The sequence below is a fragment of the Asaia sp. A2 genome, assembly GCF_057319415.1.
Genome location: NZ_JBXWTO010000014.1, coordinates 17,601 through 39,148 on the forward strand (window position 1 = coordinate 17,601; position 21,548 = coordinate 39,148).

General features: G+C 60.8%; 13 protein-coding genes. 10 read left to right on the forward strand and 3 right to left on the reverse strand.

Translation table 11 applies throughout. The features are described 5' to 3' along the window. The first annotated feature begins 172 nt into the window (after window positions 1-172). Both ACWNRM_RS11905 and ACWNRM_RS11910 read left to right on the forward strand, forming a co-directional pair. Window positions 173-1,363 carry a mechanosensitive ion channel family protein gene (locus ACWNRM_RS11905; RefSeq protein ID WP_485170974.1) on the forward strand — a complete coding sequence of 397 codons (1,191 nt, stop codon included), beginning with the start codon at window positions 173-175 and terminating at the stop codon, window positions 1,361-1,363. Window positions 1,364-1,725: 362 nt separating this feature from the next. Further along, window positions 1,726-2,625: a sugar phosphate isomerase/epimerase family protein gene (locus tag ACWNRM_RS11910; RefSeq protein WP_485170975.1), complete on the forward strand. Its 900-nt coding sequence runs from the start codon at window positions 1,726-1,728 to the stop codon at window positions 2,623-2,625. Between the two features lie 47 nt (window positions 2,626-2,672). Here the strand turns inward: ACWNRM_RS11910 and ACWNRM_RS11915 are convergent, their stop codons facing one another. Beyond that, a complete protein-coding gene (locus ACWNRM_RS11915) occupies window positions 2,673-4,355 on the reverse strand; it encodes a Na+/H+ antiporter (RefSeq protein WP_485172216.1) in 1,683 nt (560 codons plus the stop codon). 77 nt (window positions 4,356-4,432) lie between these two features. Here ACWNRM_RS11915 and ACWNRM_RS11920 point away from each other — a divergent pair, with 77 nt between their 5' ends. The 6 genes from ACWNRM_RS11920 to ACWNRM_RS11945 all read left to right on the forward strand — a co-directional run bounded on the left by ACWNRM_RS11920 (window position 4,433) and on the right by ACWNRM_RS11945 (window position 16,691). Further along, window positions 4,433-5,797, forward strand: coding sequence for a metallophosphoesterase family protein (locus ACWNRM_RS11920; protein ID WP_485172217.1), 1,365 nt, complete (start codon window positions 4,433-4,435; stop codon window positions 5,795-5,797). Further along, window positions 5,794-9,237, forward strand: coding sequence for an AAA family ATPase (locus ACWNRM_RS11925; protein WP_485170978.1), 3,444 nt, complete (start codon window positions 5,794-5,796; stop codon window positions 9,235-9,237). Before ACWNRM_RS11920 ends, ACWNRM_RS11925 begins: the two co-directional genes overlap by 4 nt. Before the next feature lie 10 nt (window positions 9,238-9,247). After that, window positions 9,248-10,150 carry an SDR family NAD(P)-dependent oxidoreductase gene (locus ACWNRM_RS11930; protein ID WP_485170979.1) on the forward strand — a complete coding sequence of 301 codons (903 nt, stop codon included), beginning with the start codon at window positions 9,248-9,250 and terminating at the stop codon, window positions 10,148-10,150. A gap of 143 nt (window positions 10,151-10,293) precedes the next feature. After that, entirely contained in the window at window positions 10,294-13,602 is a 3,309-nt protein-coding gene (locus tag ACWNRM_RS11935) for an efflux RND transporter permease subunit (RefSeq protein WP_485170980.1), read from the forward strand. Between the two features lie 8 nt (window positions 13,603-13,610). After that, window positions 13,611-15,620: a S9 family peptidase gene (locus ACWNRM_RS11940; RefSeq protein ID WP_485170981.1), complete on the forward strand. Its 2,010-nt coding sequence runs from the start codon at window positions 13,611-13,613 to the stop codon at window positions 15,618-15,620. A gap of 78 nt (window positions 15,621-15,698) precedes the next feature. Beyond that, a complete protein-coding gene (locus ACWNRM_RS11945; protein ID WP_485170982.1) occupies window positions 15,699-16,691 on the forward strand; it encodes a L,D-transpeptidase in 993 nt (330 codons plus the stop codon). Between the two features lie 11 nt (window positions 16,692-16,702). On the opposite strand, the gene ACWNRM_RS11950 is transcribed toward ACWNRM_RS11945, so the two are convergent. Further along, the gene (locus ACWNRM_RS11950; RefSeq protein WP_485170983.1) at window positions 16,703-17,623 is read right to left on the reverse strand and encodes a LysR family transcriptional regulator; all 921 of its coding nucleotides are present in this window, start codon (window positions 17,621-17,623) and stop codon (window positions 16,703-16,705) included. A gap of 110 nt (window positions 17,624-17,733) precedes the next feature. Here ACWNRM_RS11950 and ACWNRM_RS11955 point away from each other — a divergent pair, with 110 nt between their 5' ends. Both ACWNRM_RS11955 and ACWNRM_RS11960 read left to right on the forward strand, forming a co-directional pair. Continuing rightward, window positions 17,734-18,774, forward strand: coding sequence for a Rieske 2Fe-2S domain-containing protein (locus tag ACWNRM_RS11955; RefSeq protein ID WP_485170984.1), 1,041 nt, complete (start codon window positions 17,734-17,736; stop codon window positions 18,772-18,774). Window positions 18,775-18,963: 189 nt separating this feature from the next. Then, a complete protein-coding gene (locus ACWNRM_RS11960; protein WP_485170985.1) occupies window positions 18,964-20,364 on the forward strand; it encodes an aspartate ammonia-lyase in 1,401 nt (466 codons plus the stop codon). Window positions 20,365-20,592: 228 nt separating this feature from the next. On the opposite strand, the gene ACWNRM_RS11965 is transcribed toward ACWNRM_RS11960, so the two are convergent. Next, window positions 20,593-21,312 (reverse strand): MgtC/SapB family protein, encoded by a 720-nt coding sequence (locus tag ACWNRM_RS11965; RefSeq protein WP_485170986.1) that lies wholly within the window; start codon window positions 21,310-21,312, stop codon window positions 20,593-20,595. Window positions 21,313-21,548 lie beyond the last annotated feature (236 nt).

Consider the following 21,548-nt stretch of genomic DNA (forward strand, 5'->3'; position numbering starts at 1 on the left):
TCGTCACCTGCACGCCTTTCCTTACCGCTCTTTCATGGGAAACGCAGGCGACATCAGGGGTTAACCCTCTCATGCGTCGGTTTTGCGACATCACGGCAACGTGATAGCAGAACACCCTGTCGCCCCGAGAGAAGAAGGAAAGCCTGTGATCAAGCAAGACTATGTGCACTCCATGTCGAGGGTCCTCGCATGGTTCGACTGGCTCCCGCCATCAGTGGCTTCAACGCTTCTGCTCGTTGCTGCCGCGCTCATTGCCCTGCTTTTCAGCCGCCTGATCACTGAGGCGCTACCACGTCTGCCGGGTTTGCGTCGCATCGCCTTCATCCACGAGACAATCGCCAGGCTGCAAAACCATGTGCGGCTGTTGCTGATGATCGTGGCGGCCTCTGCGGCCCTGCCTGCCACGACGGGTTTTGCCCCCACCACCATCCAGTTTCTGGCGCATTTCTTCGCTTTTGCCGTGATCATCACCATCGGTTTCGGGCTGATCAAGGCGTTCCGCTTCGGCACTGACAAATATCTCGATCGCATCGCCAACCGCGAGCATGTGGATGACATCACGGTTCGCTCGCATCAGACCCAGATCCGCATCCTGCGCCGCCTGATCGAGATCACCTGCGGGGTGATCACCGTGGGTGCCGCGCTCATGGTGTTTGAATCCGTGCGTCAGTATGGCGTGTCGCTGTTCGCCTCGGCAGGTGCCGCCTCACTGGTCGTCGGTCTCTCGGCCCGTCCTGCCCTGTCCAACCTTATTGCAGGCATCCAGATTGCCATTACCCAGCCCATACGCATGGAGGATATGCTGATTCTCAATGGTGACTGGGCCTATGTGGAAGAGATCAACGCGACCTATGTCGTACTGCGTACATGGGATCGCCGACGCTACATTGTCCCCATTGCCTATTTTCTTGAAAATCCTTTCCAGAACTGGACGCACAGCTCCCCCTCGCTCATCGGCTCGCTGTTTTTGTGGCTTGACTACCAAACCCCGGTTGATGAGGTCCGTCGCCTCTTCCACGAGGAACTGGAAAAATCACCCGACTGGGACCGCGACATGAGTTCCGTTGGCTGTCAGGTGGCTGACAGCAATGCACAGGTGATCTCCATCCGCCTCATTGCGGGTGCTGTTGACGCCAATGGCATGTGGAATCTCTGCTGCGACCTGCGTGAGCGCCTGCTCAAGCGTCTGCGTGAGGAACTGCCGCAAGCCCTGCCACGCGGTCGCACCGCCATCGTACCCGGCGCACCCGAAGAACCTGCCTGGCCTGACTCGCTGGTATCACCCCCGGTCAACCGGCCCGGTCCGGGCGGCGTCATGGGCAGTGGCCAGTATAACGGGCCCGATATCCAGACACGCCGCTGAACCTGACCGCTGCAACACCGACTTTCGTCGAACAGGATCAGACACTCGTTCCATAATGATCAGCGCTTCATCAGCGGCGCTGGTCGTTACACCGGAGGCGCCGATAAGGGCTCATCGGCGCGCCCTCGGGATAAATCCCTCGTGAGGCCGACATGCCTCACTGGCGGTTTCCCAACATAACACGCGCACCGCATGGCACCCGGCGTGAAAAATGATGGTTTTCAATCAGTTTTTCATCCTGCCGCGACAGGCATTCTGCCTAGTGTCTCGCAGTCGAACCCGACGCTCACACAGGCTTCTCACCTCCGTATGCAAGGGAGCAAGCGGCCAGAGCGGGTTCGTCCTGAAGGAGGAGCCCAAAGGTGAAACTGGTTCTTGACCCCTATATGCAGCGCCATCTCTCTTTGCCCGATATCGCCCGCGCAACGGCGGGATACGGATTTGATGGCATCGAGCTCTCGCCCCGTGCCGATTTTCTGGACTGGTGGGTGATGCCGCGCGCCACGTCCCAACGCGTACGCGACTTCAAGAAAGCGCTGCGCGATAACGGAACCGAGCTCACCACGCTTCAGCCCATGTATCGCTGGTCCAGCCCGATCGAGGAAGAACGTCAGGCCGCCATGCGCTACTGGCGCCGCGCCATCGAGATTGCCTCGGAGATGGAATGCAGGATCATGGTGTCCGAGTTCGGTCGCGGCACCTCGCCCGAACGCGCAGCCGGCCTGCCGCCCGGCGTCGCCACGCCCGAAACCTGTGAAGCCGCTTTCTGGCGCTCGATGGATGATCTGGTGCCCCTGCTGGAACGCTCGGGCATTACGCTCTCTCTCGAACCCCATCCGGAAGACTGGGTCGAGACCTTTCATCCGGCCATCGATATCATCCGCAATATCGGCTCGGACGCGGTCAGGATGTCCTACATCGTGCCGCACACCTTTTTCTACGGTGAGGACATGGCGGCCATGTTGCGTGAGGCGGCCGATATTCTGGTGCATATCCGGGTGGCCGATACATTCGACCACCGCAAGTCGTCAGAGCTGCGCTACATCGTCAACCCGCCAGGCGCAAAGGTGCGGGTGCACCAGCATCTTGATATTGGTCAGGGCGAAATCGACTGGGCCACGTTCTTCGACACGCTAGCCGAGATCCGTTTTGACGGGGTTCTCTCTTCCTGCGTGTTTGCCTGGGAAGACAGGGCAGAGGACTCCACCCGCTTCATGCTCGGCACCATGCGCAAGGCACTGACTCAACGCGGCATGATGTGACGATGCGCATGTCCCCGGCGCGGCTTACCCTGGCACCGCGCCGGATATCAGATGTCTTTCGGCAGGCGCTGCACGCGCGAGCGCAGAAGCTGTTCCTCGAAATCGAGCTCCTGCTGCAGATCCCATTCCGTCTGGTCGTTGATTCCCCGCTCCACAAACAGCCGGTGCAGGGTCTGGCGCTGGGCCCGCAGCAGCAGCAGGCGGGTCGCCAGCTCCAGCCTCTCCCGGCGCAATGACAGGCTGCGGCTCATGAGGGATGTCTGTGGTGCCTCATCGATCTGGCTCAGGCGGTTCTGATAGGTCTGCTCCAGCCGGTCCAGCACATCAATCCTGAGCGCGTTATCAGCTGGCTCCGCCTGACCGTCCTGTGCGCAACGTGTTCTTTCATCATGCAGCAGGGTGACGGCCGTATGGAGCAGAGCCTGACGGGCCATGTTCTCCTCTGCAGCATGGCGCTCCATGCCGCGCTTGGGCAGAAACAGGATGCAAAGCGGCATGAGCAGTCCGGCACCGGCAAGCGAAATCACGATGACCCCTGCCGCAATGGTAATCAGCAGGTCGCGTGAGGGAAACGCCCCCATGTCACTCCCGAGCGCAGGCAATGACAATACGGCCGCCAGTGTCACGGCTCCGCGTACCCCTGCAAAGGTGAGCAGAACGGAACTCAGAAAATCGGGCCAGACAAACGGCGTATGGCTCCATCGGGCCACAAGCCAGCGGCGCAGGATAGAGCACCAGATACCGATGAAACGCAGCACGGTCATGATCAGATAGATCGCACCGATCAGGGCCAGCAACTGCAGGATCGAAACCTGCCGCTCATGCGCGATCTGCACCCCACCCCGCATGAGCGCCGGCAATTGCAGCCCGAGCAGCAGGAAGATGAGCGCATTGAAAATGTAGTTGACCATACCCCAGACCGTGGTGGCCTGAAGCCGCGTGGCAGTATTGGTCTCCTCGATCATGCCCATCATCTTGATGACCATGCACGCCGCAACAGAAGCCAGAATACCAGAGCAATGCACCCGCTCGGCCACGATATAGGTCACAAAGGGCAGCAGGATCATGAGCGTGATCTGCAAGGGCGGGTCATCAAAGCCGCGTCGTAGCAGAATACGGTTGAGACGCGCCGAGACATAGGCAATGACCGCCCCGATCGCGAGGCCGCCAAACGCCACGAGCAAAAATGAATCGAAGGCCTGACGATAGGAAAATTCCCCCGTCATGGCGGCCGCCGTGGCGAAGCGGAAACAGACCAGACCGGAAGCATCGTTGAACAGCGCTTCACCCGAAAGCACATGAATCATGCGCTCGGGCACATGCTTTCCCGCCAGAAGACTCGAAACGGCCACTGTATCGGTAGGTGAGAGTGCAGCGGCGAGCGCAAAGCAACAAGGCAGATCGAGCGTCGGGATCAGCCAGTGAATGGCGTAGCCACAGCAGATGGTGCTGAACACGACCAGCCCGAAGGCCAGAAAGAAGATCGTACCGCGCAATTCATGAAATTCGCGCAACGGCATGCGAAACGCATCGGCAAAAAGCAGTGGCGGCAGAAAGACCAGCATGAAAAGGTCAGGGCGCAGGCCGATCCTGACGCCCAGAAGGGCCGCCGTCACACCCAGAGTGATCTGGATGAGCGGCGGGGGAATACAGTTTCTCAGCGCTTTGGCCAGCAGACTGCTCGTCGCGGCGAACAGGAGAAGAAGCAGGATATTATCGGCAGGTATCATGACTGAGGCGAGATCCGGGTGTGCCATCGTGAAGCATGCAGCGCTTCCTTCTTTCCAACGGCGCGCAACACACATGAATGCGCTACAGTGCCGTCATGAGCACGTTCCGCTTTCTGCACGCCGCCGATCTTCATCTCGATAGCCCACTTCGCGGGCTTGAACGTCATGACGGTTTGTCCATGGAGCGCATACGCGATGCCTCGCGACGAGCACTCGACAATATGGTGACGCTTGCCATTTCCCATGACGTGGCTTTCGTCGTCATCGCAGGGGACCTGTATGACGGCAACTGGAAAACGATCAGCACAGGGCGCTACATGGCCCAGGCTCTCGGTCGGCTCATCCGGCATGGCATCCGCGTCTTTCTGCTTCAGGGCAATCATGATGCCGCCTCGATCCTGACGCGCGACCTGCCACTGCAACAGGGGATCGACCGTTTTCCCTCGCGCAAACCGGGCAGTTTTCGCATCGATTCCCTTGGCGTCGCCCTGCATGGCCAGAGCTTTGCCGATCGCCATGTCCCGCATGATATGACCCCTGCCTATCCCCCACCGGTGGAGGGATATTTCAATATCGGGGTTCTGCACACGTCACTTTCAGGTCATGGCGAGCACGAGACCTATGCCCCCTGCACACCAGACGGTCTGCGTGCCAAAGCCTATGATTACTGGGCGCTGGGCCACGTCCACGAGCGCATGATTCTCGATGACGGCACGCCGATCGTCTATCCCGGCGTACTTCAAGGGCGTCACATACGCGAAACAGGCGAGAAAGGCGTCGTGCTCGTCACGGTCGAGGACCATCGTGTGACCTCGATCGATCCGCTCTCCTGCGATGTGGTGCGCTGGGTCGAAACGCGTTTCGACTGCGCCAATCTCACTCATGAGCCCGATCTGCATCAGCATCTCGGGGCCCTGTTTCAGGATATCGCGCGCGCTCATCCCGATCATCTTTGCGTACTGCGTCTCGTCCTGTGTGGCCAGACCGCCCTGCATGACACGCTCAGGCGTCAGGGGGCGTCGCTACGCGAGACAATCCAGCATCTTGCAGCCATGAGTGGCGGCGAAATCGAGCTGGAAAAACTCATTCTCGACACAGCGCCGCTTACCGCACCGGGTTCAGGAGCCCCCGATGGCGTCCTGCCGGATGACAGCGCCCTTTCCGCCCTGATCCATCGTGCCACGCAGGATGCTGCGCTTCTGGACGATATCGGCCGTGATCTTGATCTGTGCCTCAGGACGCTGAATCTCGGTGAGATCGCGCCCAATTCCCTGCTCGATCATATCGAGCGGCGCGACTGGGCCGCGCTTCTGCCGGGGCTCGAAAATGCGCTTTGTGAGAAGCTCTCCGGCCATTCGGGGAACGAGGCCTCCCATGATGCGGGATACGATCCCAAAGGCCTCTCCAGCTTGCGTGACGGCACGCAGGGAGAGACGCCATGAGAATCGCGCAGCTCGATCTGATCCGCTATGGCCGCTTTGCCGACCGCCACTACGATTTCACGACGTCTCAAACCGATCTGCACGTGCTGCACGGGGCGAATGAGGCAGGAAAATCCACGACGCTTCAGGCGATAGGCGATCTGCTTTTCGGCTTTCCGCACAACAAGGCGCAGGACTGGCGTTTTGATGCCGCCCAGCTGCGCATCGGCGGTGTGATAGAGCATGACGGGCACTCTTTCGGCGCGATCCGCAAGCGCGGCACCAAGCAGACCCTTCTAGCCCCCGATGGCACGACACCGCTCGATGAAAACGGGCTTATCCGTTGTCTCGGCGGTGTGGATCGTGCAGCGTTCGAGCGCCAGTGGAGCCTCGATCATCAGCGCCTGCGCCTTGGTGGCGATGCCATGGCACGTTTTGAGGATGATCTGGGCCAGCAGCTTCTGGCTGCGGGGTTCGGGCTTGAGAACGTTCAGTCTGTACTCGACGAGCTTGACGCTGCATCCGGTGCTCTGTGGAAGAAGAACGGACGCGGCACGCGGCTCAATGCCCTGCGTACGCGCCTGACCGATGCCCGCACACGCCTGACTGCCGCAGAAAAGGACAGCCAGCGCTGGACTGCGCTCAATCGCGAATCAGATGAGGTGACGGCGTCACTTGGCCAGATCCAGGCCCTGCTGCGCGAGACTCTGACCGAGCGCAGCGGGCTCGAGCGCCTGACCCGGCTGCGGGGCGACCTTGAACGACATGCTGCCCTGACAGCCCTGCTGGAAGCTGAACCACCCCCGGTTTTCTCGCCAGACGATCACACCCTGTTCGACGAACAGCTGGGGCGTCTTGTCGCTGCGCAGCAAAAAGCCGACCGGCTGGCGGAGCTGCGCGAAAGCCTCATTTCCATGCGGGCGGCCTGCACCCCCGATCACGCCCTTCTGTCCCATGAAGCGACAATCGACGCGCTGGAAAGGCAGGAGCGCGACCTTGCCCCGGCCAGACGTCGCTGGCCCGAGCAGGAGCAGACACTGGCCGATCTCGATTTCTCACTGCGTCGCGAAGGGCTGCGCGGAGAATACGAGGAAATTCTCTCGGCCCTTCCCACACCTGAATCCCTCGCAAGGCTGCGCCCCCTCGCCCTGCGTCACGACATGCTGATCCAGCGAGAGGCCGAAGCCCGTACGGCGCGTCTCGCCGCCGAGGAACGTCTCGCCCTGGCAAAATCGCGTGCCGACACTGAGGAAACACGCCCCCTTTCCTCGCTGCAGATCGCCTTGCAGCAGGCTGAAAGACGCGATGGCATCGATGCCGAACTGGCCAGCCTTGAGCGTGAAAAACAGGCTGCAGAGACCTCTCTCGCCCAATCATGGCGCGACCTCGCCCCTTGGCAAGGCACGATCGACGCGCTGCAGGGCATGGCTGTCCCTGATGCCCCCTTGCTGGAAGCCCAGACCCTTCTTTTCCGTGATTTCCAGAACCGCGATACTGCACTGGGCGAAACGCTCGACAATATCGCTCATGCTCTGGCGCGACAGAATCTGGCCAGAACTCATCTGGAGCAGCGGCAGATCGTCTCGATCGGCGCCCTGAAAGAAGCGAGAGCCCAGCGCGACACCCTGTTCGAGGCTTTCGCCCATGATTCCCGTGACAGATCAGCACGCAGCGCCTTCATCGAGGCACGCGACCATGCCGATCATCTGGCGGACAAACGCTTCGACGAGGCCGAGGAATCGGCAAAGCTCACCCAGATCGAACAGGAAATCGAGCGTCTTTCCCTCGATCGTGCGCATCTCGTCACACAGCGCGATGCCCTTGGGGCGGAAACTGAAAAGACGACCGCATCCTGGCATGAGGCATGCGCAAATCGCGCCCTGCCATCGCTTGAGCCGGAACGTTTGCGCGGCTGGCTGGCCCTGCGCGCCACGGCACTCAGGAATCATGACGCCCTGCAACAGGTGATCATGCGCCGGACCGAACGTGCCGCCCAACACAGCACTGCGCTCGACATCCTGCGCAATGTCCTGCCTGACATGCCGAACTTCACCCTTGTCAGCGATGCGCTGGTCTGGGCACAGGCGCGCCGCCAGACATGGCAGCAGGAAGCCGATCGTCTGGCCCGCATCCGTGCCGATATCGAGCAGGAACAGCGCAGTCTGGAGAGCGAACTCAGAAAAGCCCAATCCCTGCACGACGAACAGGCCGCACTAAAAGAGGAATGGTCATTGCAGGCCGGTACCGACAGCAGCACAACGGCATCGATCCCGCTGCAATCGGCAGAAGCCATCGACCGTCTTTCGGCCCTGCACGGTGCTGCAAGCGAAGCGGCCCGATTGCATCAGGCCCTGAAGGCCCAAAAAGAGGCGGATAACGCGCTCGGCCGCGCCATTGCCGCCTTCGCAAAAAACCTGCCGGGGCATGAGGCCCTCAGCCATCTCGATAGCGCAGCCTGCCTCGACCGTCTTGCCACCCTGCTGCGCACCGCCCGGACGGATCGTGACAAGGCTGCTGCTCATGATACCGATCTGGCACGAAACCTCACGGCCCTGAACGAGGCACAGTACGCCTGCGACGTGCTGCGACAGGCTTTCCTCGCTTTCGCGCGCAGGATGCCGGATCACGAACCCGCAACAGCGAGCGTGGATGCGGCCATGATCGAAAAGCTTCGCGTGCGGATCGAGCATGAAAAAGCCCGGCAAGCAGCGCTGGATGAAAAAACAGCCCTTGAGCGCCGTATCGCTCTGGAGCGCGATGCCCCTAGTCTCGATCAGCTTCAGGAACAGGCCAGAACCCTGCCGCCCGATCTCGTAAGCCTTCGCCTGTCTGAACTCACGAGTGACTATGAGGCTATCGAGCGCCGCCGTGAGGAGAACCTCAAACGTCAGGGTGAAATCGCCAATGACATGCGCCAGATCGAACAGGCTCATAATGCCCGTGATGCTGCCCTGGATATCGAGACCTGCCGCACCGAAATGGCCAATGCCGCCGAGGCCTGGGCCAGCGCGCGTATCCAGTCGATGATCCTGAGCCATGTGGCGCGCCTTCAGCGCGACGAGAACACCAACCCCCTGTTGAAATCGGCAGAGTCCATATTTGCCGCGCTGACCTGCGGGCGATATCGCAGGCTTACCATTGCCGAGGATGGCAAGGCGCCTGAACTGGCTGCGATGCTGGAAGATGAAAAACTGATCCGCCCCGGTGCCATGAGCGAAGGCACACGCGACCAGCTCTTTCTGAGCCTGCGCCTTGCGGCCCTCGATCAGGCGCAGGCGCGCGGCATCACCCTGCCTTTCATTGCCGATGACCTGTTCATCACCTTCGATGAGGCCCGCGCCGAGGCCGGTTTCAGAACACTTGCCGCGCAATCGCAGCGCAACCAGATCCTGTTCCTGACCCATCACGCCCATCTGGCTGACATGGCCGCCTCATTTGGCGCGACACGACACAGCGTATAGGCTGAGGCGCATGGATTATCGCACGATCTTCATTACCGGCGCGGCCTCGGGCATTGGCCGCGCCCTCGCCCTCGCCCTTTCCTCACCCGATCGCCTTCTCTATCTCGCCGATTGCAACGCGACGGGGCTACAAGCCACCCGGCAGGGCTGCATGGAGAAAGGCGCGACCGCCCACATTACCTGTCTCGACGTAACGGATCGCGAGGCGATGACGCGATGGTGCGCGCAGGGTGCAGAACACGATGTCGATCTGGTTCTGGTCTGCGCCGGGGTTACTGGTGGCGTGAGCACAATGGACCAGGACGGCGCGGCTTTTGAGACAGGCGACCAGATCAGGCGCATGATGGCGGTCAATATGGATGGCGCACTCAATGCCGTCCTGCCCATGATGGCGCGAATGCGCGAACAGCCCTTGCGCAAGGCGGGGCGGTTGCGCAAACAGCGTGGACAGATCTGTGCCATTGCCTCGGTGGCCGGACTGGTCTCCTATCCCGGCACCCCTTCCTATTCGGCCTCGAAAGCAGCGCTCGACCGTTTTCTTGTTGCCAGCGGGGCCTATAGCCGCCGTGCCGGTATCTATCTCTCAAGCGTGTGCTGCAGCTTTGTGGCGACCCCGATGGTCGCGCAAAACCGCTTTCCCATGCCCGGCCTGATGCGCGTCGAGAAGGCAACCGCCCATATCCTGCATGGCCTTGCCAGACGCAAAAGGCGGATCATCTTTCCTTCCTGGCTGGTCCTTGGATCGCGCTTCATGGATATGCTGCCGGTGCGTCTGGCCGAGCTGTATTATCTGCATCAGCCGACAGGCCGACCGGGCTCCATGCCGGGCATCAATAACCCGGCCTGCAAGGATATGCCCGCTTCCAATACCGAGCCTGCCCCCGAGAGCAACCGACAGGGCGCTCTACCCTGAGCCCCGAATTGTGAACGCAGGCGGGTAGCGACCGGACGGGAAAAAGCGATCCGGGACAGGTCATTGTGACAAAATGACGAAAAGATAATCGGGTAACACTCCGATACGAAGTATTCCCCGGGATTTTTTGCTATGGAGGCGAAATGAATTTCTGTCGTCTCTTCATCATGCGCCCCGTGGCGACGATTCTACTCGCCCTGTCGCTGCTCGCAGCCGGAGCCATCTGCTACCCGCTCATGCCGGTGGCGAGTCTGCCTGATATTGGGTCCTCTACCATCAACGTCGAAATCGAGCAGCCCGGCGCCAGCCCGGAGCAGATGGTCAGCTCTGTCACGACCCCGCTTGAGCGTTATCTCGGCCAGATTGCCGGTGTAAAGCAGATCGAGTCCGACAGCGAAAACAGTTTTGCCTATATCCGCATCGATTTTGTGGAGTCGCGCAATATCGACGGTGCCCTGCGCGACGTTCAGGCAGCCCTGCGTGCGGCTCGCGCGGACCTGCCGCAGGGCACGCTTGACCGTGATCCTTATGCCTACAAGGAAGATCCGACCTCACAACCGGTCTATCTGCTGTCTCTGACATCCGATGTGATGACCCTGCCCAAGCTGTTTGATCTGGCCCAGATACGGGTCAAGCCGCTGTTGGCGCAGATCAAGGGCGTGGGACATGTCCAGGCCGTGGGCTCCGCCGACCCTGCCGTGCGCGTCGACGTCAATCCCTACGCTCTCTACAAATGGGGGGTGGGCTTTGAGGACGTCAGACAGGCTCTTGCTTCGGCCAACGCGAATACCCCAAAGGGCTTCCTTGATTCGGGGGGCCAGCGCCTCATGCTGGAGACAAACGATCAGGCCGAGACCGCCGCGCAATATCGCGACCTGATCATCGGCTATCGCAATAGCCTCAACCCCATCAAGCTGTCTTCCGTCGCCGAGGTCACAGACAGCGTACAGGACCTCTATCAGGCCGGGTATTTCAACAACAAGCGCGCCATCACGCTCATTGTGCGAGGCCAGCCTAAGGCCAATACGGTCAAGATTGTCGATGCCGTGAAAGAGCGCATGGCCATGCTGCGCTCGGTCCTGCCGCCTGGTGTCGAGATGGACACGGCCATTGACCTTTCATCGAGCATACGCGCCTCGATGGACGACACGCAGCTGACACTTGGCGTGTCCATCATTCTCGTGATCGGGGTGATCCTGGTCTTTCTGCGTCGCCTGCGCTCGACCATCATCCCTGCCGTGACCGTGCCGATTGCCCTTGTAGGCACGATTGCCGTCATGAAATGGCAGCACTTCACTCTCGATATCATGTCGCTCATGGCGCTCACTATCGCGGTCGGTTTCGTGGTGGATGACGCCATCGTGGTTCTGGAAAACATTGCCCGCCATATGGAGGCGGGCATGGATCGGATGAGCGCCAGCCTGCGTGGCTCATCTGAAATCGGCTTTACGGTCCTGTCGATCACGGCATCGCTCATTGCGGTGTTCATCCCGCTCCTTTTCATTCCCGGTCAGGTCGGCGCGATCTTTTTCGAGTTCGCCATGACCATCGTCTCGGCGCTTCTCATCTCCCTCATCCTGTCCCTCACCCTCACGCCCATGATGTGCGCCTACTGGCTGGATGTGGAGCATGAAGAACCCACCGGAAAAACACTGCGAGACCGGGTGCTGCGGGCCATAGACTGGGCACTGGAGGGGATTATCAGCCTCTACGGTCAGACTCTGCGTGTCGCCCTGCGCCATCACGTCCTGACGTTTCTCACGCTGCCGCTCAGCTTCATCGCCCTGGTCGCTTCCATCGTGCTCATGCCCAAGACAGGTGTGCCGGCTCAGGATATTGCCCTTATTGGCGGATCTGTCAGCGGTGACGACACCATGTCGTTCAGCGAGATCACCAAACGCATCCATTATGTCGGTACGGTGATGAAGGATGACCCCGACGTGCTGTCAGTCACGAGCTGGAACAACAGCAGCAGTGACGGACAGCTTTTCGCCCGGCTGAGCGACAAGCGCACCCGCACGCGCACCGACACGCAGATCGTGGAGAGCATACGCAAGAAGCTGGGTGACATGCCGGGCCTGCGCACCTCATTCTTTTCGGCGGGCGACCCCAATGGCGGCGGCGGTCAGCACCGCAGCGGTGCCTTCCGCTATGTGCTGCGCGATCAGGATGTGGCCGAGTTGAAGCTTTGGGTGCCGCGTCTTGTGGCCCGACTGCGCAAGGAAAAGATGATGTCGTCCGTATCGACCAATATCGAGGGTCACGGCGCATCGGTCCATGTCAAACTACGTCGCGATACCGAAGCGCGTTATCTGGTGACACCGCAGCTTGTAGGCAATGTGCTCTATGATGCCTATGGCCAGACCGTGGCATCTCGCATCCATACCGAACTCACCACCCATTCCGTGGTGATGGAGGTGGCGCGCGCCTATCGTGAATCACCCGAGCAGCTTCGCAGTACGTGGATCTCCACCGCCTCCGGTACGCCAGCAGGTGCCGTGCGCTCCAACCAGATCCGTGTGCGCACATCGGGCAGCAGCACAGCCTCGACTGCAACACAGCTCAGCCAGGCCTCATTGCGCAACGCCATTGCCAACCAGATTACCGGCAACAACTCCAACGGTTCGGCCGTGGCCTCATCGGTCGAGACCATGATCCCGCTCATCAACGTGGCGGATCTGGTCATGGAGCCGACACCAATGGAAATCGATCATCAGGATGGCATGACCTCAACCGCCATCAGTTTCGACCTGATCGATGGCAAGACCTATGAGGATGCCCGCAAGCTGATCGAGGATACACTCAGGAATATGGGTGCGCCTGCCGGTCTGACAGGCGAGTTCTCGGGGCTTGCCGGTGAAACCAAGGAGATGCTGGTCAATGAGCTTCTGGCCTTCGTCGCCGCGCTCTTTGCCATGTATATCGTGCTCGGGATTCTCTATGAGAGCCTGATCCATCCCTTTACCATTCTCTCCACGCTGCCTTCGGCCGGTATCGGGGCCATTCTGGGGCTCTGGGTCGGAGGGGAGTCGTTCAGCCTCATCGCCATGATCGGCATGATCCTGCTGACCGGCATTGTGAAAAAGAACGCGATCCTGATGATCGATTTCGCGCTCTATGCCGAGAAGGAACTGGGGCACACCCCGCGCGAGGCCATCTATGAAGCCTGCCTTACGCGTTTCAGGCCCATTCTCATGACCACCCTTGCTGCCGCGCTGGGCGCGGTGCCGCTGATGACAGGTCACGGCTATGGGTCGGAAATGCGTCGCCCGCTGGGGATCGCGATTGTGGGCGGCATGCTCATCAGCCAGCTGCTCACGCTTTACACCACCCCGGTCGTCTATCTTTACATGGATGCCATCGGCCGCTTCGGCACGAGAACATGGCATCGCATTTTCCCGTCCCGCCCGGCAGGGCGCCCTGTTTCCACCCCCCTCTCATCCGAAAGCTGAAGCCGATCATGTCGCTCCTTTCCTTGTCGCGGGTCCGCCTGCTCGGCACATCGCTGCTCTCTCTCGGGATGGGGAGCGCAGCCCTCGGCGGCGTAACCCTGGCAAGCGCACAGGCGCAGGCGGCACCGCTGCATTTCTACACTGCGCCAGCGCTTTCACCCGATGGACATTCTCTGGCCTCACTCGACAGCATGGAGGCCGTGGGAACTGCCGAGGCGGCACCGGCCAGCCTTGTGATCCGCAGCCTGCCCGATGGTCACGCCACGACCGTTGCGCTGCCCTGCAAGGATTGTGCGCCCTCCAGCCCCAGCTGGAGCCCCGATGGAACCCGTCTGGCTTTCATCATCCGCCATAAGAACACGCAGAACCGTGAAGTCCTGAGCGTTACAGCCGATGGCAAGACCGTAACCAGCCTGCTGAAATTCACGGGCTCGCTTCAGGATCTGCGCTACGGCCCCAAGGGGGGCCTTGCCGTTCTCGCCATTGCCAATGCCCGTCGTGACCCCGGTGCCCTGCAGGCCGGCGCGCCTGAGACGGGTGAGATCGACGCAACGGAAGACGAGCAGCGTATCGCAACCGTCGAGAAGGACGGTCTTCACTGGCAGTCGCCCGACGGTTTGTATGTCTATGAATATGACTGGCTGCCCGACAGAACCCCCGCCTTCATCGGCACAACAGCACCGGGCAATGGTGATGCCCATTGGTGGTCGGCACATCTGTCTCGCTTCGCCGATGCGAAAGAGCAGGTGCTGTACACCCACCCGCTTTCGCAGCAGATCGGCCTGCCGCTCGTCTCGCCCGATGGCCGGAGCGTCAGCTTCGTCGCAGGGCTGATGAGCGATTTCGGGTTCTTTGGCGGTGATGCCATGCAGATCGACCTGTCACAACCCAAGGCCGCGCCGGTCAATCTGACGCGCACCCTCAAGGCTACGGTAACCGGGCTGAGCTGGTGTCAGGGGCGCCTGATCGCCTCGACCATTGCAGGCGCCATTACCGTGATGCGGTCCATCGATGACAAGCCTTCCCTCATGGCAAGCGCAGATGGCCTGCTTTCCGATGGAAGTGGCGAACCCCGTCTGACCTGCGCAGGCGACCAGAGCGTCGTGATACGTCAGAGCTTCACGAGCCCACCTGAAATCTGGACCGGTCGCCTTGGCGCCTGGCAGCAGCTCACCCACGCCAATGATGGCCAGTCCGTGCCCTACACCGCCTCCAGCATCAGCTGGGTGAGTGACGGATTCAAGGTACAGGGCTGGCATCTCGCCCCCCGGTCACGCCCCGCCGCCATGACCCGCAACAGCAAGGTGCCGATGATCACCATCATTCATGGTGGCCCTTCATCGGCCGTCACGCCCCGTTTCCTGCGTCCCACCGGCGATGCGGCCGTGTTGCTCGATGCTGGCTACGATCTGTTCCTGCCCAATCCCCGCGGCAGCTATGGCCAGGGCGAAGCCTTTACCATGGCCAACCGCCGCGATTTCGGTCACGGCGATCTGCGCGACATCCAGCGCGGCATTGATGCATTGGAAAAAGCCGCCCCAATCGATGAAAACCGCCTTGGCGTGACCGGCTATTCCTATGGCGGGTATATGACCATGTGGATCGTGACACAGACGAACCGCTTCAAGGCCGCGGCAGCGGGTGGCGGCATCGCGAACTGGCAGTCCTATTATGGCCAGAACGGTATCGATGCCTGGATGCCGCCCTTTTTCGGGGCCACGGTCTATGATGACCCGGCCATCTACGCCCACTCCTCGCCCATGACTTTCATCAAGCAAGTCAGGACCCCAACCTTTATTTACGTCGGAGCCAATGATGTGGAATGTCCACCTGCGCAGAGCCTTGAGTTCTACCATGCCTTGCGCGCGCTCGGAATTCCAACCAGCCTTGTGATCTATCCCGGTGAAGGACACGGGATGCACGGTCACGACCATGCGAGCGATGCACAAAAACGTATGCTGGCATGGTTCAGCCGCTATCTGAATGAAGGTGCCCCCGGCAAGATCGGAGCAAACTGAGCCCACGCTCACACGTTGCGGCTATAGAGCCTTGGAGTTGAGATGCAGACGAGAAACAGGACCTTGATGCCGGGTTTCATGACCCAGACCAGACTGTCCCTGCCAGGCCTGTTCCTGGGGTGCATTCTCTCTGCCAGCGCTCTCTCGGGCTGTGCCCAGGCCCAGACGAAAAACATGACAGAGGCTCTGGCCGCCCCGGCGGCCCAGCCGCCACTCCCCGCCCAGGCGGGAGCGGTCTCCGCTGTGCCGGATCATGCGACGACACCGCCCATCGTCATTCCGCCGTTGCCCGTTCTGTCGGAGCATGATGCCCGTCTCGAAGCCAGTCGTCTGACGCTGAGCATGAAAAAATCGGTCTCACGCTTTACGACCTATACCCCCGAGCAGCGTCAGCGCTTCATCCGCCTCGCCCGTGCCGCCATTGCCAGCACGAATACGCCCATCGACCGCCCGCAGATCCTGATGGTGGTCGATCGCAACCCCAAGGTTCAGCGCCTGTGCTTTGTCCTGGCCATGCCGGGCAATGCAGAATGGGAGACTCTGGGGGGAACCCCTGTCTCGACCGGTCGCGCAGGCCGCAAGTTCTATTACATCACCCCCACAGGCGTATTCATCAACTCGCCAGATCGTCTCGGCTACCGTGCCCTGGGCACGAAAAACGAGAACGGCATACGTGGCATCGGTGCCAAAGGCATGCGCGTCTGGGATATGGGCTGGCACAACGCCGTCAAAGGCTGGCTGCCCACCCATGAAACAGGCGATATCCGGCTCGAAATCCACGCGACCGACCCTGACTTCCTGGAACAGCGCCTCGGTCATCCTGCGTCCGAGGGCTGCATACGCATCCCTGCCACCATGAACGTATTCATGGACAAGAATGGTCTGCTGGATGCGCAATATGAGCAGGCCGCCAGCTACGACACGCGTTTTCGCGCCCTGCTGCCCAAGGACCGCACACCTACGCCGATCGCGGGCGATGCTCTGGTTGTCGTCGATTCAGCCGATGCCGTTCAGGCCATTTCCTCGGCCAGTATCGGCCATCAGCCTCTGGTCAATCACCACGAAGGCTAGGACATGACCGCTCAGACAGCCGGAGCGGAATAGGCTAGTTCCGGTAGGCCCTGCTCGAGCGCCTGCGCCACAAGCCGCGCTGCCACAGGCAGGGATCGCGCCTGATCGACGCAGAATCCGAGCGTCAGAGGGCGTATCCGGCTGTGCTCGAGCGGCACAAAGGCAAGTGTCCCGGCCTCGATCTCTGGCAGGACATCGATATAGCTGAGCAGGCTGACCCCGACCCCATGACGGACCAGCGCCCTGATCGCCTCGATATCATCTGAGTCGCAGACCGGATTCAGTGCCAGTCCGGTTTCCTCGGCCAGCCAGGCAATCTTCTGTCCCAGCGCCAATGGCGGTCGTGGTGCGATCACAGGGTAGAGGCTGCACTGGCTGAACCGCGCCGTCTGCCCTTCGGTCAGCGGATGGCCGGGTGTCGTGACAAACCCGACAGGAAAGGCAACCGAGGCCCGCACCTCAAGGCGATGCGACACTACAGGATCGAAAACCAGCGCCAGATCTCCCTGCCCTTCGAGCAGGGCCGGCGAAATCTCGTGATTGGTCATGACACGGACGCCCAGCGTCACCCCTGGATGCTGCTCGCGTATGGAGGCCACAATACGTGGAACCAGCCCCCTTGCCATTGCCTCCGGAATAAGCAGCGTCACATGGCCGCGCTTGAGCCCCTTGAGATCCTCCATGCGCGTCCGGCAATCCTCGAATTCCCGCTCCCAGCGTCTGACCTGAACGAGCAGCATCTCGCCTGCTGCCGTCAGCCGAAGCCCTGACGGCAGGCGCTCGAACAAGGCAGCACCCAGACGGGCCTCACCCTGCAGGATCTGCCGGTCGATGGATGAGGCCGAAATACCGGTTGCCTCGGCCGCGCGCCGGATCGACCCATGCTGCGCCACGGCCAGAAAATAACGCGAGAAACGGGAGAAGACCGGCATGATCGAGTGCTCTCTTTTTTGAAACGCCCTGTAAGGAATTTGGATATATCCTCGAACGGGGTGGGCGTGACATGTCTTTGTGACGATCCACTCCTTCTGCGGGGGCTTTCATGTCCGAAACACTCGACCGCCCGATACAGCTTCCGCGCCAGTGCAGCTTTGACGCAGCAGACTGGGCCATTCTCTCGCGCTTCTGGTATCCCGTCGCGCTGAGCCGCGACATCGGCACCGCTCCTGTGGCGGCCACATTGCTGGATGAAACGCTGGTCATCTATCGTGCGGGTGACGATATCGTGGTGGCACAGGATATCTGCCCGCATCGCGGTGTGCCGCTCAGCCTCGGCACGGGTGATGGCGAGACCATTGCCTGCGCCTATCACGGTTTTCGCTTTGGCGGGTCAGGGCGCTGCGTGCGTGTTCCTGCCCATCCCAGCTCTGCCATACCGGGCAAGCTGCACCTGAAAACCTTCCCCATGCGCGAGTGCTATGGTCTGGTCTGGACGTGTCTCGCTGGCGAGACGCCCCATGACGTGCCGACCATGCCCCACTGGCATGACCCGGCCTATCAACAGATCACCTGTCCCTCGATCGACATCGCCGGGTTTGCCGGTCGGCAGGTCGAGGGGTTTCTGGATGTCGCACATTTTGCCTTCGTGCATGCCGACACCTTTGCCGACCCTGAAAACCCGGTCGTTCCCCCCTATATGCCGCGGCGGACAGAGGAGGGTTTCGAGGTCGAATATCGCAGCTCGGTCGGCAATTACCCCATTGGCGTAGAAGGGCGTGCCCCGGCGGGTTTTGAGTGGCTGCGACACTTCCGGACCTCCCTGCCCTTCACGGCAACGCTGGAGATCCATTTTCCGGAAGATGGCCGTCTGGTGATCATGAATGCCGCCTCACCCGTCTCTGCCCGCAAGACACGCATGTTCGCGCCGATCTGCCGCAACTTCGATACCGATATCCCCGTCGAAGCCGTCTATGACTTCAATCGCCGCGTCTTTGAGGAGGATCGTCTGCTCGTGGAGGCCCAAAAGCCCGAATGTCTGCCCCTCGACCCGACACTTGAGGCCCATGTCATGGCCGATCGCAGTTCGATCGCCTATCGCAAGGGGCTGCGTGATCTGGGGCTGAGCCGGTTCTTCACAGCCTGACGCCATCACTTCTGCGGTGCAACGCTCTGCATTTCCAGAGGCATGTAAGGCGCACACCGCAAGGCTGCGCAATATCCCCTGCAATGATCGCATGGCTCATGCCCCTAATGGACATGCCCTGAGCCCCCCGTCTGGCTTGTCATGCACGGCATGATCATTTCCTCTGGTAACAGGACTGAGGAGACGATCATGCCAGCCACCAGAACGGAACACGACCTTCTCGGCACACGCGAGGTGCCGGCAGAGGCGTATTACGGTATCCACACGCTGCGTGCTGTCGAGAACTTTCCCATCACCGGACGACAGATCAGCGCCTATCCCGAGCTGATCAATGCCCTGGCCGCCATCAAGCAGGCGGCAGCCCAAAGCAATCATGACCTTGGCCTGCTCGATGCCTCTTGCACGCGCGCCATTGTTGCTGCCTGCGAGGATGTGCGCGCTGGCATGCTGCATGACCAGTTCGTGGTTGATGTCATACAGGGCGGGGCCGGCACCTCGACCAACATGAATGCCAACGAGGTCATCGCCAATCGCGCCCTCGATCATCTGGGACGGGCTAAAGGAGATTACGCAGCGCTTCACCCCATCGATCACGTCAATATGGGCCAGAGCACCAATGATGTTTATCCCACGGCCCTGCGTATTGCCGCCATTCACGGCGTGAACCATCTGACCGATGCCATGACCGTGCTCCGCAAGGCCTTCATGGCCAAGGCAACGGAATTCCATGACATTCTGAAAATGGGCCGCACCCAGCTTCAGGATGCCGTTCCCATGACGCTCGGGCAGGAATTTCACACCTATGCCGTCATGCTGGACGAAGATCAGAAGCGCCTACAGGAGGCCATTCTTCTGATCAGCGAGATCAATCTGGGCGGCACGGCCATCGGCACCGGCATTGCGGGCCATCCCGCCTTTGCCAGAACCGTCTGCGGCCATCTGAACATGATCACCAATCTGCATCTGCTGACGGCCTCGGATCTGATCGAGGCGACACAGGATTGCGGCGCTTTTGTTCAAATGTCAGGCGTTCTCAAGCGTTTTGCAGTCAAGATTTCCAAGATCTGCAACGATCTGAGGCTGCTATCCTCCGGCCCTCGCGCCGGGCTGAACGAGATCAACCTGCCGCCCATGCAATCGGGCTCGTCGATCATGCCGGGCAAGATCAATCCCGTTATTCCGGACGTGGTCAATCAGGTGGCTTTTGAAGTCATCGGCAACGACCTGACCGTCACCATGGCCGCCGAAGCCGGACAGCTACAGCTCAATGCCTTCGAGCCTATCATTGCCCATAGTCTGTTCAAGAGTCTCACCCATCTGCACGCTGCCTGTCTGACACTCGAATCGCGCTGCATTCGTGGCATCACCGCCAATGCCGCCCAGCTTGGGGCGATGGTCACCCATTCGATCGGGCTGGTTACGGTGCTCAATCCCTTTATCGGCTACGAAACCGCCACTGCCATCGCGCTGGAAGCCCATCGCACCGGACGCGGCGTGATCGAAATCGTCCGTGAGCGCCAGCTCGTTCCCGAGGAAACCCTGACCCGTATTCTCTCTCCGGAAGGGCTTTGCCATCTGCACAGCTTCTAGGCAGTGCTTCCGCAGACAATTCTCTCAGGGCTCTGCCCTGAAACCCGCCAAAGGGCAGTCGCCCTTTGGATGCCCCTGATCTGCCGTCCAGAGTAAATCCCGTTTTTTCGGGCCGGAGTATGCCGTTTCTGACTTGTTCGGGCACATCTCATCGCTTCGGGACTGTTCCGAGGCGATGCCTATCGGGCGCACGGGGCGAACCCCGCAGCCATACGAGATGACAGACGCCTAGTCCGGAGCCTCATCCTGCTTTTCGCTCCAGACCGCCTGCACGCCAGGGAGGTGCATCAAGGCTGTCACGACATCATCCGGGGCTTTGAGGCCGTGTACATGCACCGTCATGATCAGCCGATCGCTTTCGTCATGACGTTCCTGCGCCATATGGCCCAGCGAGAAGCCAAGTTTCCTGAGCGCAGCACAGACAGGATCGACAAAATCGATATCAGCGGCACCGCGTACACTAACCTTGAACCCGTGACGCGGGGCACGCGGGAAATGCAGAAGCCAGCCGGGCGTCAGGAACATGATCAGCAGATAACCGATTGTCGTCAGCACGGCGACGATTGTCATCCCCGCGCCGCACGCCATGCCGATAGCCGCTGTCAGCCACACAGAGGCGGCAGTGGTCAGGCCACGCACCGTATCGCGCCGCATGAAAATGACACCGCCACCGATAAAGCCGAGGCCCGACACGATCTGGGCCGCAACACGCGACGGATCGACTACCACACGGTCCGGGGTGAGCACGTCATCGAAACCGTATTTGGAGATCAGCATGAACAGCGCGGCGGAGACCCCAACCAGCGTATAGGTGCGAAACCCCGCTGCCTTCTGTCGATACTCACGCTCAAGCCCGATCAGCGCCGAGAGCAGAAAGGCCAGACCGAGTTCCTGCACCTGCAACAACCCCTCTCCGGGGATATGGGCAAAAAGGGCGGGATGGGTCATGGCTTGGTCTCACAAAACGATGATGCCAGAGGGATGCACCTCCAAGGCCCGGTGCCCGGCCAGCAAGGCCAGAGACAGATACCGGCAGGCAAGGGCCTCGAACGAACCCCATACGGCCGCCTCCCCCCATTAGCCGGGCAGGGAGGGGAGAATCGACTTATTGCCCCTAGGTGGCAACACCCCATCCTCTTAACTTGATCGAATCGCCATCGGGCGTGGTAGAGGGGCGCTGTGAC